The organism is Nocardioides sp. (assembly GCF_036274455.1).
GTDB lineage: Bacteria > Actinomycetota > Actinomycetes > Propionibacteriales > Nocardioidaceae > Nocardioides.
The window spans coordinates 33,684-47,257 of the sequence record NZ_DASUFR010000096.1; the positions used below are offsets into that span (position 1 = coordinate 33,684).

Genomic DNA, 13,574 nt, shown 5'->3' on the forward strand with positions numbered 1-13,574 from the left:
AGGTCTGGCGCGCCGACCAACGGTGCCAGTAGTCGCCGAAGGTCACCTTGCCGGCGGCCGGATCGATGTACACGCCTGTGATGAGGGACGTGGTCACCTCGTCGAGCCAGCGCTGGGCGTGCACCTTCCGGGTGAAGTGCGGAGCGTGCCCCTGCCCACCGGGTCGCGATAGCGCGCCCGCCAGGTCCCGTTGGGCCGCTTGCTGATACTGGCCACACTCAGGTTGGGCTGGCCGGGCGGTCGGCCTCGGAAGTGGTGCTCACAGCGGTGCCGACGTGCGGCCTACGAAGAGCGGCGCGTGGCCGCCGCTGGCGCGATCGCCGTCCGGGAGTTGGTGCGCGAGGTCATCCGAGTCCAGGACCGAGATCAGGACATCTCGACCTGTGCTCGACGCGTCGCCGAGTCGCCCGCCGCGTGGCGCTCGGTCGTCCGGTCGCTCGACAAGCTGGTGCCGGCCAAAGCGACCCGCAGTGGAGCTCGGTACGAGGAGAACTGCTCAAGCTCGCGAAACGCGTCCAGACCGAAGACCTCAAGCAGACCCGCTGGAAACGCTGGTAGCACCTCGTCGACCTCAGCACCCGATCCGAACGACAACTCGAAACCGAGCGGCGCGCATGCTACGGAGGACCGTGAATCGTCCGTACGTTTGGTGACGGGTCAGGTCATAGCCGGACGGTGCCTCCGCGTGGGTCACGCGGCCACCGGATTTCGGATCCAAAGCGGTCCGGAAGCTGGGCACGGCCGAACCGCGGATCAGGCAATTGGTTGACCGGCATAAGGAGAGTGCACGTGGTCGGGCTCGCCCGGGCTGCGGCATCAGCGTGCGTTCCGAAGGACACCGTCAGCGCTCGCCACCGTTCGCGAGGGCGGCCTCCTCGGTGGCGGCCAGCATGTCGGTGAAGGTCGCCCTGAGCATCCTGTCGATCAAGGGGCCGGTGAATCGGCCGATTGGGCCGCCCCTGGGCAGATATCGGTAGTCGAACGTGACCAACGTCCCGTCGCCGTCAGGCTCGAGCGTGAGCGTGGACTCGGCTCGTTTGAACGGCACCGCCACGCTCGCACGATTCTCTGTGTCGATCCTGCGACCCTCCTCCCAGGTGGTGACGGATTCATCCATGCTGCCGATCGGCTTCAGTTCGACGTGGCGGCGAGCACCCACGCCGCTGGTCTGGTTGCCGACGGCCCTCGTTGCCCGTAGGCCGCTCCAATGGCTCGCGAGATTCGGAAAGTCGGCGAACAGCGCCCATACGGAACCCGTGGGCGCAGCCATACGACGTTGCACCGAGAGTTGACGTTCAGGCATGCAAATCACTCCAAACGTCCGGCTTGCCGTAGGGCTGTGCGCCGAGCACATCCATGATCGCGCCGGCGGATCCAGCCGCGCAATCAGGTTCGACCGCGCGGGGTTTGGTGGCCCCCGTCGCCTGGCAGGTGCGTCACAGCTAGGAGATCTGGCACCAGTTCGCTCGGACGTCGGCTGCGACACGCTCTCTCCGCGGCTGATCGGGCGCTCACCATGCGAGCAGTCAGGACCCGATCACCGGCGGACATCTGCCGCTGTCTCACGTCCAAGCTCCACACAGGGCTTCGCGAGCTTCTTCTTGTAAACCGCAAGAGGCAGCCCCGACCGGCCGGAGTGGCGGATCTGCACGCTAGCCAAGCAGCGCGACCTAGGGGTCCCAATTGGCTCTCGCACACAAGTGACCGCCTTCACGTGATGAGCTCCGAGTCGACAACTCCGCGCCCGACTTGCGGTCAGACGCGCGTTCCACCATCTGGATCGCGGGCAGAGCCGGGCGAGCGTCGCCGGCCTCAACCCCGGTCTGAGCGCCTTCGCTTATATCCGTGTCATCTTGTGGAAAGGGCTCAGGATGCGAACCGTCTGGGGCCGGAAGTCGACTGTCACTGCGGTCGCTTCCACGTGAATGACACGGCCCATCCCGTAGGAGTCGTGGGACACCAGGTCGTTGATCGCGTACTGCTCGATGGTCGGCTCGGGATCGGGCCGGAAGGGGCTCGTGGCCAAGTGACGTGGTCGCCTTGCTGAAGTGGTCATCTTCTCCATCATCCCTGATCGCCGGTCCTCGATCCCGGGATCGGCGGGTCCGTTGCGGAAACGTGGCCCGCTCATCCCGGCATGGCCGGGCGGATCGAGCTGGTGGCGGCGCCCTTTCGGTGGTTCACAGGTCTGCGGCGCGGGACCTGACCTATGTGGATCCTGACCAGGTCGACGAGGACGCGCTCGTCAATCAGGTCATCGAGTTGCTGAGCGCCGACCGCGGCGTTCGCGGTGCCGCCACGGCGAGCGGCTGGTCGCGCTTTACGCCCCTGGGTGGCATGCATCGAGGTCTCACCGCGAGGTGTGATCCTCTAGGAGGTGCGGCTGAGCGGCGCTCGCCGAGGACTTGTCCCGGGCGATGGAGCTCTTGCGGTGGTGGCTTCAGTGATGCTTGCCCGGCGGGACGATCTGACTCTTGTTCTTGGCGTCTGCCTTCAGGTGCTTCTCGGCGCGCTTCTCCTTGAGGGACTTGCCTGCCTTCTTGGACATGTGTTGCCGAGGGGATTTGTCGGCCATGACTGCTCCTTTGCGAGGAAGCCTGGACCGGCTTCCCTGTCCACGCTACGCCGGTTGCGGACTACCCGTATCGGCACAGGTGCTCGATCAGTCGTACACAGGAGCACTTGGCGGTCACACTCGTGCTGAGTCCGCTCACGACCGGAGGAGCGCGGCCGCCTTTCGCGGCGGAATGCACTCTCCTACGTACTCACGCGCAGTCGATACACAGATCGACGTCCGATGAGGTCCGCCGAGATTCGTGCTGCACGAGGAAACATCCTGTGCAGGTGAACTCGTCGGCCTGCCGCGGCGTCACCTCGATGTCGAGGCTTTCGTGAGAAAGATCCGCGCCAGGAAGCTCGTACGACTCGGCCAGTTCGGTCTCATCCTCGTCCACCTTCCCCGAGGTCTTGTCGTGCGCGCCCGAGGTGAGGCGCCGCGCCTCCAGGCTTTCCTCCTTCTGTTCCTCTTCCGTCTTGCGGGATGCGTCGTAGTCGGTGGCCATATGAAGGTTCCTCTCCGCGCAGGGTGCGAAGGCTAGCCTCGGCCGGCGCCGTGGCCCTCATTCAAGGCTCCTCCGAGTACGGAGCGCCGCGGAGTAGCCCCTTCACGTAGCCTCCTTCGCGGCGGAGTGACACGGTCCGGCAGTCAGGCGCTGTCGAACATCGCCGCGAGCTGCGCCTCGATCTCCTCCACCGGAATCTCCCGCAAACGCTGGTCGAATGCCCATCGGTGTCCCGAGGGGTCCAGGACCTCCCCTGTCCGCACCCCCCAGAACGCATCCTGCACCGGCGAATGCACGATCGCGCCCGCCGAGACCGCTCGGTCCATCGCGGCATCAGCGTTCGGGACGCTGAACCGGTAGGCGGCCACCGATGTCCCCGTCGAGCGTGGTGTTGCCAGCGATGTCCCTGGCACAGGCGCGGCCAGCGCTACCGCCAACCCCTCAACAGCCAGCTCGGCAGTCGCGATGGATCCGTCCGGCAGGTGCAGCATGCGAGTCACCTGCGCCCCAAACGCCCGCTCATAGAAGGCCACCGCGGCCGGGACGTCCTCGACGACGAGGTGGAGCGCGAAGTCAGTCATGATCGGGACCGTCCGCAAGCGGCGTGGCGCCTGGAGAGGTCCACCGCCACGTCGACCACCTGGCCCGAGGACCGCCCCGGTCGCTCGAAACCATCGACGAGGACGCCGACCACGTCGACAAGCCCAACACGTTGCGCATGCTCATGACGTCACCGTTCTTCCGGGTCTTGCTGCAGCCTGACATCTCAAGCGAACTTGAAGTCAAGGACGCCGACGGGACCCCCGCTTCACGTGATCGGAAGGGCTTGGCCTACTCGGCACGCCAACGACTCCCCCTGACGCCCGCGCTCCCGAACGAGCGCACCTGCGATCAGCAGAAGCCACTTCCTGCGCGCCGACAGGCGGCGAATGGACACGGTTGCATACGGCGCGCCGCGGTCGCATCACTCCACGGTGCGCAGGATCTGCTCGATCGACGCGGTCCGCGACCTCATCTCTGAGATGTCGGATGCCGCGCGCTGCTGGGCGTCCACGGTGCTCTCGGCCAGGTGCTGGTAGCGGCGGACCAGCTGGCGCAGGTCGTCTTCCTGGCCAGCCTTGATCTTGGCTGTCCGTATGCGGACGAAGCCCAGGACGCCGAAGGCCACGATGCCCACGACCGCCATTGCCAGTGCTGCGAATCCGGCGGCGTCCGCCCAGCTGAACGCCTGCATTGCCACCATCGGATACATCACGAGTCCTCCTTGGCGGACACCTGGGGGTCCGCGCTGGTCAGGGTGCGAACGGCCGCCGCTACGGTCGCGGCGGTCAGGTGTAGGTCGAACCGTTCGACGTCGTAGAACTTCAGGGCCTTGCCGTCCTCGGAGAGCTCGAGCCTGCCGGTCACCAGGCCGACTGCCTCAAGCCGTTGCAGGTGCATGTGGACAAGAGGACGGCTGACACCGATCTCCCGCGCCAGATGGCTGACGTAGTCACGTCCGCCAGCCAGCTGCGCGAGGATCCGTAGCCGGATGGGGTTGGCCAGCGCGGCCAGCATCTCCAGCAACTCGTCGCCACCCAGGAAGTTCGGCGTCAATGCGTATTCCCCTGACACATGTAAGAGAATGCTGACGCCTGTCGGTAGAGGCTGTCAAGAAGCCTCGCGACGGCTTGCGGCGTGGTCTACCACCGACGCGATCGCGCGCATCACAGTGGGCGCAGTTGACGCAGGAGTTCGCGGTCCCGGAAGACTCCGAAGCTCAGTGCCCACGACTCCGGGCGCCAGTTGCCCCTTCCCCTTCAGTAGTCCTGATGCAGGCCTACCCCGCGGGTCCGTGCCGGATCCAGGCCGGGGTACGTCGTGGAGAAGGGTCCTGCCCAGCGTCGTCGGGAGTATGGCGGCGAGCCGCCCGAGATCGTCTTCGGTGAGATGCCTCAACTGGAGATCCGGCGTGGTGGGCGTCGGACTTGCTCGAGTGGGTCGGCTTGACTTGATCAAGCCTGTGCCAGGGCGGTCACTGCCCGTTCGATGGCGCCGCGCATGTCGAGGCCGGGGTCGAGGATGAGGCGGTGCAGCATTAGTCCGTCCATGAGGGCCATGAGTGCGCGGCTCGTCGTCACCGGGTCGGCGATGCCGGCGGTGGTCACGGTCTGCTCGGTCCACTGCTGGAACTCGCGGTGTTGGGCCCTCAGTCGCTGCCCCAGCTCGGGGTCGCCAGCAAGTTCGAGGAACAGTGCGTACCGGGCGCGGGTGCGGGCGGCGAACGGCTCGATCTGCAGTTCCGCCACCGCGCACAGGCCCTCGATCAGCCCTGCATGTCCCTGTGACGTCCGAGTCGCGACCGGCGCCAGGTCTTCGAGCTCGCGTTCGGAGATCCAGTCGAGCACACCACTGAGCAGTGCTCGCCGGGTACGGAACCAGTTCGAGGTCGAGCCGCGGGGCAGGCCTGCGCGTTCGTCGACCCGTGCGTGAGTCAACGCACGGACCCCTTCGGCGCCGACCAGGTCGACAGCAGCCTCGACCGCGCGGTCCCTGGTGGCCGGAGCCATGGACGCCCTCCCTTTCGCGCGTCTACTATGAACATAGTATTCCGTGCTGGGAGGGGATCGCCATGGACACGCCCGATGCCCGCCGTTCCGAGCCCAGCAACACCGTGGCATGGTCGCCGGGTCTGCCCGAGGCACCCGGCTTCGACCACCTCGTGGTCGAGACTCCCGGTCTACGAACCCACCTCGCCACCATCGGCACGGGCGACGCGGTGGTGCTGTTGCACGGGTTTCCCCAGCACTGGTGGCAGTGGCACGCCGTAGCGCCGGTCATCGCTGCACACGGCTACCGCGTCTTCTGTCCCGACCTGCGTGGGGCCGGCTGGACCGAGGCCGACAGTCCGCGCATCAACCGCGAGACCCGGCTGCGCGACCTGCTCGCCCTCCTGGATGCGCTCCGGATCGAGCGCGCTCACTTCGTCTCCCACGACATGGGCGCGATCACTGCAGTCCAGTTGACCTACGAGCACCCGGAGCGGGTGCGTACCGCAGTGCAGCTGTCCGTACCGCCGTTCTTCATGGGATTCAGCCCGAGGTCCCTCCCGGGCTTCCGCCACCTGCCTGCCTTCATCTGGCACCGCCCCGGTGCCTCGCTGCGCAACACCTTCTCCGATGGCTACGTGGCCCACCCGTTGTCGGAGGAGACCATCGACGCTCACCTTGCTCCGATGAGTCGAGTCGAGGTCGACGGTGCGGTGCGCCCCCTCACCCGCGGCATGATCCTGCCGGAGGCGTCCCGCATGGCACGCGGTGTCTACCGACGCCGGCGGCTCACGGTGCCCACCCTGATCGTTCTGGGCCGCCGCGATCGACCCTGGACGGAGGAGCTCATGGGACGCGTCTGTTCCAACCCGGAGCGGTACGCCGACCGGCTCGAGTTCACCTACGTCGACGACGCAGCGCACTTCATCACAGACGACGCCCCCGCCTCCGTCGCCCACCACTCGCTTGACTGGTTCGAACGAGCGGGATGACGAACGCGTTCTGACTCGTTCCGCCGCGCTGAACCGTTCCAACACGGAGTGATGGGAGACCACACCCCTGTAGAGGCCCTGTGCGGAACCTGCGCACGCACATTGGCAGATCAGTGCGTCCGACTCGCGGCGGTATGACGCGGGTCGATGACGCATCGCTCACACGCAGAGAACGCCGCAGCGGGGAAGCTCGTCGTCGCCGATGCGACGCTGCGGGCGACCGAAGACCTGATTCCGCTCGGTCCTGCATTCGCCTGACGCGCGATCGCATGGCACGACCAGCGCCATCAGGCCAGATCGCCTCCCGCCGCCCCGACGGCTGCCGCACTGAGGGTCAGGTAGACGGCGGCGGTCCACGTATAGGCCCGGTCACGCAGGCCGGCGCCGGTGAGCGCACCGAAGTTCTCCGCGAACCCGGAGCGTTCACACAGAGCACGGAAGCGGCGGCTGACCTCGTCGGCGAGCTCGTCATAGCCCGAGCGTCGGAGCCCCGCTTCGATCAGGGCGGTGGATGGGGCCCAGACCGGACCCCGCCAGTAGCCGTCCTCCTCGTACTGGGGTGAGCTGGGCAGCTCCGTGGCCAGACCGTGGTCGGTCAGGTGCTCCCGGACCTTGTCGGCCATCACCCTGCGTACGTCGGCCGGGAGCCGATCACCGAGGAGCAGGGGCAGCAGCGTGAGCAGGCTGGTCGTTCCGCTTCTCCGACCAGACGAGGCACCGACGGCGACGAAGCCCTCCGGGGTCCAGAGCTGGTCGAGGAGGGCGGCGACCAACGCCTCGCTCTCGCGCTCCCACCGCTCCGTGCGGTGGCCGAGCTCTCGTGCGAGCCCGGCCAGCACGTCGAGCTGGACAGCCAGGAACGCCGCGAGATCGGGCGCCTCGACGACCCGGTCGAGGTCGAAGGTGGTGGCGTTGTCCCAGCCGCTGTCGTTGCCGTGCTGGTAGTAGGGAAGAACGTGGCCGGGCACCCTGCGGCAGGTGAGCCAGTAGTCGCTCCAGCGGGACAGCCGGTCGTGGACCAGCTCGAGCTCTGGTCGGCTCAGGGCCCTGGGCGAAGCCTGGCGCAGCCGGGCGAACGCCCACCCGTGGATGGGTGGCTTGACGTAGTTGTACAGCGCTTCGGAGTGGGTGATCGAGTCCGGCAGTGCCCCCCACTCGTCCTGGTGGTCGAACGGCGCCAGGAACTGGTCGAGGGCCAGGTCCGGGAGCCCCGGGGCCAGCGCCAGGGCGTTGAAGCAGTTGTCCCAGGACCAGAGCTTGTCCATCCAGTGCTTCGACATCAGCACCGACTCGCGCCCGAGCATCCCCTCGGGGGCAACCGTGGCGGACCACAGGGTGTACGTCGCACGCCCGGTGGTCGCAGGATCCTCGCTGCGCCACGGCGCCACCATCGCGGCGTACGTCGCGAACGCTTCGGCGCCCGCCTCGACGAGCTCCTCGAAGGTGCGGCGCGGTCCGACGCGACGGACGCCGGTGGTCGCCTCGACGAGCTCGGCCTCCCAGTCACCTGTTCGGTCGCCGAGCAGCACCGAACGCTCTGAGCGGCCGAGTGCCTCGGTGCCGGTGCCGCTCAGCTCTCCCCGGAGCATTCGGACGCAGTAGCGCCGGCCGGTCTCGTAGGAGGTGAGCACCATGCTCTGGTCGACGGGGTCGAGGAACAGGTAGCCGCCGGTGAACGGCGTCAGCTCGCCCGCCGCCTCGGTCAGCCGCAGCTGGGCGCCCCGACCGCGCAGGCGCAGGGTGCGAGGCCCGTCGAAGGCGGCCGCGACCACAGCGTCGGGAGTGCGCCACTCGTGATGACTCGGGCAGGTCCACCACTGCGCCTCCAATGGCGCACCGTCGCGCTCGAGACCGAGTCGGAAGACCGGGTGCATGCCGTTGACGTGGGAGACCAGGTGGACCTGGTCCGCCGTCGTGTGGAGGCCGACGATCGGCGACAGGTTGATCCACGAGCCCCGCGTGGAGAACGGGATCTCCCGGATGTCGAAGGTGAGCGGCTCGGCGGCTTCGCCGGACGACATAGGGGCCTGGCGGTCGAGAGGTGCGGTCACGGTCAGTCCTTCACGGCGCCAGCGGTCAGGCCGGCGGAGACGTAGCGTTGGGCCAGGACGATGAGCAGAGCAGTGGGGATCGAGGCCAGGACCGCGGCCGCGATCGACCACGCGGTCGTCCAGAAGGCGGTGGGTCAGCGCCGCGAACTCTGTTGCCGGCGACCAGGATCAGCGGCGCTCCTCCCATCCTCGTTGCGCCTGGAGGAAGGCGAGTACGGCGTGTACCCGGCGGTTCTCTGCTGCGTCGACAGGGAGGTCAAGCTTACCGAGGATGTTGCGGAGGTGTGCCTCGATGGTCTTGCGACTCACCACCAGTGCCTTGGCGATGCCGGTGTCGGTCTTGCCCTGTGCGACCAGCGAGAGCACCTCCCGCTCGCGCCGTGTGAGACGTGACATCGGGTCCCGGGCCGCGGGAGCGGTGAGCAGCTCTTCGACCAGGGACGGCTCGACCACCGTTTCGCCGGCGGCGACGCGGTGCAGGGCGGCGACGAAATCGGTGATGTCCGCGACGCGGTCCTTGAGCAGATAACCGATGCGTTCGGAGGTCCCGGTGACGAGGTTGAGTGCGTACTCGACCTCGACGTAGTGCGAGAGCACCACGACACCGACATCGGGGTGCGTGGCTCGGATCTGGCGGGCGGCGCGCAGCCCCTCGTCGGTGTAGGTGGGCGGCATCCGGATGTCGACCACTGCCACGTCGAGCGGCTCTGTGTCGACAGCGCGGACCAGGTCGTCGCCGGTGCCGACCTGGGCGACCACGTCCACACCGTGGTCCGCCAAGAGGCGGGCAAGTCCCTCGCGGACCACCACGGCGTCGTCGGCGAGGGCTACGCGCATGGGATGGCCGCGGTGATCCGCGTGCCGCCCGAGGCGGCTGTTTCGATGCGGAGAGTGCCGTCGAGGGCTTCGACGCGATCGCGGAGGCCGCGGAGCCCTGGGCCAGAGGGGTCGGCGCCGCCGGCGCCGTTGTCGGCGACGACGACCGCGACACGCCCGTTGTTGCGGGTGATCTCGATCGACGCGCGGGTGGCGTGGGCGTGTTTGGTGAGGTTGGTGAGGGCTTCCGCGGCGACGAAATAGCCGGTGGCCTCCACAGTGGCGGGCATCCGGCCGGGACAGCAGCTGACCTCGACGGGGACCGGGGAGCGTCGGGCGAGCGCATGTACGGCGGCGCTGAGTCCTTCCTCGGTGAGGATTGCGGGGTGGATGCCCCTGGCGAGCGCGCGGAGCTCGGCGAGCGCACCGACCACCTCGCTGTCGGCCTCGGTGAGCAGCTGGTCGACGGCGTGGCCGTCGCCGTTGAGTCGGCCGCGGGCGAGCTGGAGGGCGAGCCGGACGCCGAGGAGTCGCTGTTGGGCGCCGTCGTGGAGGTCGCGTTCGAGGCGGCGGCGTTCGGCGTCACCGGCGGCGACGATCCGGGCCCGGGAGCCGCGGACCTCGGCGAGCTGGGCGCGCAGCTCTGCCTGGAGCCGGGAGTTCTCCAGGGCCAGGCTGGCCGCGGCGCCCACCGCCGCGATGAGGTCGGGGTCGTCGTCGAGGGTGGGATCGTGGACCAGGGCGGCCACCCGACGGCCATCGTGGTCGAGCATGGTCACCGCCCGCCCACATTGCGGACCCACCTCGACCGCCACTCCGTCGGCGTCGACGAACCGCTGCTGGTCGGGCAGCCAGAACGCCAGCACCAGGGAGGGGTCATCCAACGCCCGGCCGATCGCCTCCCGAAGCTGCGTCGGATCGGTCGCCCTACCCAGCCGAACGACCAAGTCTGCCACCGCGGCGCGATGCCATTGCATGCGGAGCAGGCCGACCAGGAACGCGATCGGCACGGCGGCATAGGCCACGTCTGCCAGCCACAGCGCCACGGTCCCTTCGGTCATCGCGCCGGCCGCGTCCATCACCACCACAACGCCGAGCAGAACCACCGACACGGCTGCGGCGATGAGCACCGGGCCGAACGGGCGTCGTGCCGGCGCGCTGGCGCGACGTACCCGCCGGACCACCAGCACCACGGTGGTCAGCAGGATGCCGACGAGCAGGACGTCGCCGACGCGGCTGACGATGTCCCAGACTCGCGCGTCGTCGTTGACCAGCAGCAGGTTCCGCGGGCAGTCGGGGCAGTCGGTGCCCTGCGGGTCCCAGAACAGCTGCGAGATCGGCGAGAAAACCAGGACCGCGACAGCCGTCGACGCGACGAACGCCCGTTGGAACCGGGTGCGCAGAAAGCCTTGCGGGAACGCAAGGAACAGGTAGACCGAGATCGGAATGGTGAAGAACGACACGAGCTCGGCAATCGTGAATGGCAGCGCAGCGTCCCAGTAGAAGAAGTGCGCGAGCTCGCCGAAGCCGAGCACGACCATCACCGGTCCCACCCGGTTCTCCGGGCGCCGCTGCCAGGCGACCAGGCCGGCGAGGATCCAGACCCCGGCCGTCGCCACCTGGGCGACCTTTTCCGCGGGCCGATACGGCTCGAAGCCGTGGGCGAACAGCACCAGCAGCGTCGCCGTGGCAGTGGCGACGGTTCCGGCCACGGCCAACAGCACGAGCGTGCGTCGACTCATGGGCCCTCACCGACCAGGCCCGCGAGAGCCGGACCGGACAAGTCGTCCTTGTGGAGGAACCCGGTCGCGGGGCTGCTTTCGAGCCGTCTTCCGTAGTCGGCCGCCTCGCGGCTCGAGGTGAGCACCACCGCTGGCCCGCGGCCGCGATCGGCCAACCGCTCGGCGACCGCGAACCCGTCGATGTCTGGCAGCAGCACGTCGAGCAGCACCAGCTCGGGCCGCAGGGCCTCCGCCGCGGCGAGAGCCCCAGCGCCGTCGGCCGCCTCCCCGACGACGACGAACCCACCGGCCTCGAGCATCCGCCGCGCCAGGCGGCGGAAGCCTGCGTGGTCGTCGACGATCAGCACCGTCCACGACATACCCGAATCGTCCCACCGGACAGCCGGCCCGAGGACAGGGAAATCCCTGATCTTTCGACTCTTGAGCCTCACTTCAGGGATGTCATCGACGCACCCCAGTCGCTCCGGCTGGCACGGTCTCTGCCGTGAACACAGCCCTACCGCTCCGTCTCGGCGCAGCTGCCGCGATCGCCGGCGCGGCCGCACAACTCGCCGCGAGCATGTTCGAGCCCGACTGGGGCGGCGACCCCCGCGACGCCGTCCGTGTCGTCACCGCCAGCCGGATCTGGGACGCCGATCGACTGGTCGACCTGATCGGCGTACTCCTCACCCTGGGAGCCCTGACGATTGCAGGACGGATGTTCGCCGGCGCCGGACGCGAATGGGCCCGAATCGGGCAGCCATTCCTGGTGCTCATGGCCGCTACCGGAGCCGGCGCGGTGATCGCCAACGCGGTGATGAAGGACCTGGCGAACAGCTGGCAACGCGCACCGACCGATCTGAGAGCCCCGTACCTCGCCGTGTTCGACTCCGCGCAGAACCTCGCCGAGGACATGTTCTTCGTGGCGTTCCTCGCTCTCGCGCTGTACCTGGCCGGACTCGCCGCAGCCATCCTGACCGAGCCGGTCTTCCCACCCTGGATCGGATGGGCCGCCCTCGTCGACGCCGGCCTCATCGGACTCGGCGACCTGCTGTCCATCGTGGCCGACGCCGCGTTCTTCGCCGTACTGGCGGGCTTCGCCCTCTTCCTGGTCATCCTCGTCGCCCTGGGGGCGGTCATGTGGCGCACTGCGGCACGAGCCTCGACCCCAGGCCGCAACACGCTCATCGGCTATGAGAGTGCGTCCGGCAGGCGGCGGTAGGACGCACCCATCGCGGCCCTTGTTTCTTACCGTGGGGAGAGTGGTTTCCTCACCCGGAGGTGGCGCTCAGGAAGTCGTTGCAGAAGTCAGTTGTTGTCGTCAGGCCTGCTGTGAACGGATCACCCAGTGGGGTCAGCACGTCGTCGTTCGGGTCGGGGGTGCCCAGGGTGTCGACCAGGAAGGTTTCTCGGGTCAGGCCGTTCTGTCGGCCCAGGAGGTCCCCATCTGGACCGTAGGCAAAGAGTGAGCCGCTGTTCAGGCCGGTCAGGGTCAAAGTGCCGTCGCCGTTGTCGACGATCCTCAGGTCCTTGCTCTGCCGGACCCGTACGACGGTATAGGTCAGCTGGCTCTGTGGGTTGGTGTAGACCAAGGTCGAGCGGAACCGGTCCGCGAAGTACGGTGCCGGCGCGTTAGGACCGTGGTTCTTGATGGAGAAGTAGCCCTCGATTTCGACGTGGAGCGGGACATTGGTGAGCCCGTCGCAGAAGGAGCCCGTCGGGTCGGCTGGGTCCGGGAGCAGAGTGTCGTAAGCGTCGCTGTAATGCACCTGGACCTCCGGCGGCCCGGAGCCAGCGGACGCCGGAGCGGCACTGGCTGGGGTCGCGGCCAGCGCGGCAGTGCAAACGACGAGCGTGGAGGCGGTGCGGAACGAGGGACGCATGGTGGCCTCCTCAGGTCAGTTCACAACCACCTAAACCGTCCCGAGGCGCTCTGGCGTCAGTGCACAGCAATGTCCCACCCCGACCCCGTTGGTGCAATAGGGGCCTTCTGCCTTGTTGGGGTTCACGCGCCTTGAGCAGATTCCCCATCGCGAGTCCCCAGACACATCCGCAGGCAGATCCGCACGTCTTCTTGCGTCGAGGGGCGCGTCCAAATGGGCGAAAGGTGGCATCGAAACGTGTCCGGCAAGGCGAGCTTTCTTTGAGCTTGGCTCACCACACGGCTCACCAGTTGTCGCCGGAGCTTCGGCGGCGATCGGGGACGTCTTCAGCAGTCCGCAACCAGTTCGCAAGAGGTCCGAAAGGACCCGCATCTGTCGTCCTGGACCGGTGCTCAGACGCTGTGATTCAGGCTCAGCCCGCGCTCGGCGAGGACCTTCTTCGCCGTGAACGTCGCGTTGAGCGCCCGCGGGAACCCGCAGTAGACCGCCGAGTGCAGCAACGCCTCGATGATCTGTTCGGG

The 13,574-nt window shown here is 68.0% G+C and carries 13 protein-coding genes; 2 read left to right on the forward strand and 11 right to left on the reverse strand.

Annotated features, from left to right (window positions below; genetic code table 11):
• Positions 1-841 precede the first annotated feature (841 nt).
• From VFV89_RS09500 to VFV89_RS09525, 6 genes are all read right to left on the reverse strand, one after another.
• Positions 842-1,303 carry an SRPBCC family protein gene (locus tag VFV89_RS09500; protein ID WP_329705687.1) on the reverse strand — a complete coding sequence of 154 codons (462 nt, stop codon included), beginning with the start codon at positions 1,301-1,303 and terminating at the stop codon, positions 842-844.
• 1,462 nt (positions 1,304-2,765) lie between these two features.
• Positions 2,766-3,062: a DUF4193 family protein gene (locus VFV89_RS09505; RefSeq protein ID WP_329705688.1), complete on the reverse strand. Its 297-nt coding sequence runs from the start codon at positions 3,060-3,062 to the stop codon at positions 2,766-2,768.
• A gap of 143 nt (positions 3,063-3,205) precedes the next feature.
• Positions 3,206-3,643, reverse strand: coding sequence for a VOC family protein (locus VFV89_RS09510; protein WP_329705689.1), 438 nt, complete (start codon positions 3,641-3,643; stop codon positions 3,206-3,208).
• Positions 3,644-4,026: 383 nt separating this feature from the next.
• The gene (locus tag VFV89_RS09515; RefSeq protein WP_329705690.1) at positions 4,027-4,314 is read right to left on the reverse strand and encodes a hypothetical protein; all 288 of its coding nucleotides are present in this window, start codon (positions 4,312-4,314) and stop codon (positions 4,027-4,029) included.
• Positions 4,314-4,658 carry a winged helix-turn-helix domain-containing protein gene (locus VFV89_RS09520; RefSeq protein ID WP_329705691.1) on the reverse strand — a complete coding sequence of 115 codons (345 nt, stop codon included), beginning with the start codon at positions 4,656-4,658 and terminating at the stop codon, positions 4,314-4,316. The genes VFV89_RS09515 and VFV89_RS09520 overlap by 1 nt, the downstream gene beginning before the upstream one ends.
• 398 nt (positions 4,659-5,056) lie before the next feature.
• The gene (locus tag VFV89_RS09525) at positions 5,057-5,611 is read right to left on the reverse strand and encodes a TetR/AcrR family transcriptional regulator (protein WP_329705692.1); all 555 of its coding nucleotides are present in this window, start codon (positions 5,609-5,611) and stop codon (positions 5,057-5,059) included.
• Positions 5,612-5,673: 62 nt separating this feature from the next.
• On the opposite strand from VFV89_RS09525, the gene VFV89_RS09530 reads away from it, so the two are divergent.
• Positions 5,674-6,582, forward strand: coding sequence for an alpha/beta hydrolase (locus VFV89_RS09530; protein WP_329705693.1), 909 nt, complete (start codon positions 5,674-5,676; stop codon positions 6,580-6,582).
• A 287-nt stretch (positions 6,583-6,869) separates the two neighbouring features.
• On the opposite strand, the gene VFV89_RS09535 is transcribed toward VFV89_RS09530, so the two are convergent.
• From VFV89_RS09535 to VFV89_RS09550, 4 genes are all read right to left on the reverse strand, one after another.
• Positions 6,870-8,633, reverse strand: coding sequence for an amylo-alpha-1,6-glucosidase (locus VFV89_RS09535; RefSeq protein WP_329705694.1), 1,764 nt, complete (start codon positions 8,631-8,633; stop codon positions 6,870-6,872).
• Between the two features lie 168 nt (positions 8,634-8,801).
• A complete protein-coding gene (locus tag VFV89_RS09540; RefSeq protein WP_329705695.1) occupies positions 8,802-9,470 on the reverse strand; it encodes a response regulator transcription factor in 669 nt (222 codons plus the stop codon).
• Positions 9,461-11,191: a sensor histidine kinase gene (locus VFV89_RS09545; RefSeq protein ID WP_329705696.1), complete on the reverse strand. Its 1,731-nt coding sequence runs from the start codon at positions 11,189-11,191 to the stop codon at positions 9,461-9,463. Before VFV89_RS09545 ends, VFV89_RS09540 begins: the two co-directional genes overlap by 10 nt.
• Positions 11,188-11,550: a response regulator gene (locus tag VFV89_RS09550; RefSeq protein ID WP_329705697.1), complete on the reverse strand. Its 363-nt coding sequence runs from the start codon at positions 11,548-11,550 to the stop codon at positions 11,188-11,190. Before VFV89_RS09550 ends, VFV89_RS09545 begins: the two co-directional genes overlap by 4 nt.
• A 125-nt stretch (positions 11,551-11,675) precedes the next feature.
• Here VFV89_RS09550 and VFV89_RS09555 point away from each other — a divergent pair, with 125 nt between their 5' ends.
• Positions 11,676-12,392, forward strand: a complete 717-nt coding sequence (locus VFV89_RS09555) for a hypothetical protein (protein ID WP_329705698.1) — start codon at positions 11,676-11,678, stop codon at positions 12,390-12,392.
• A gap of 49 nt (positions 12,393-12,441) precedes the next feature.
• Here VFV89_RS09555 and VFV89_RS09560 read toward each other — a convergent pair whose 3' ends face one another.
• Positions 12,442-13,053 carry a hypothetical protein gene (locus VFV89_RS09560; protein ID WP_329705699.1) on the reverse strand — a complete coding sequence of 204 codons (612 nt, stop codon included), beginning with the start codon at positions 13,051-13,053 and terminating at the stop codon, positions 12,442-12,444.
• Between the last annotated feature and the right edge of the window lie 521 nt (positions 13,054-13,574).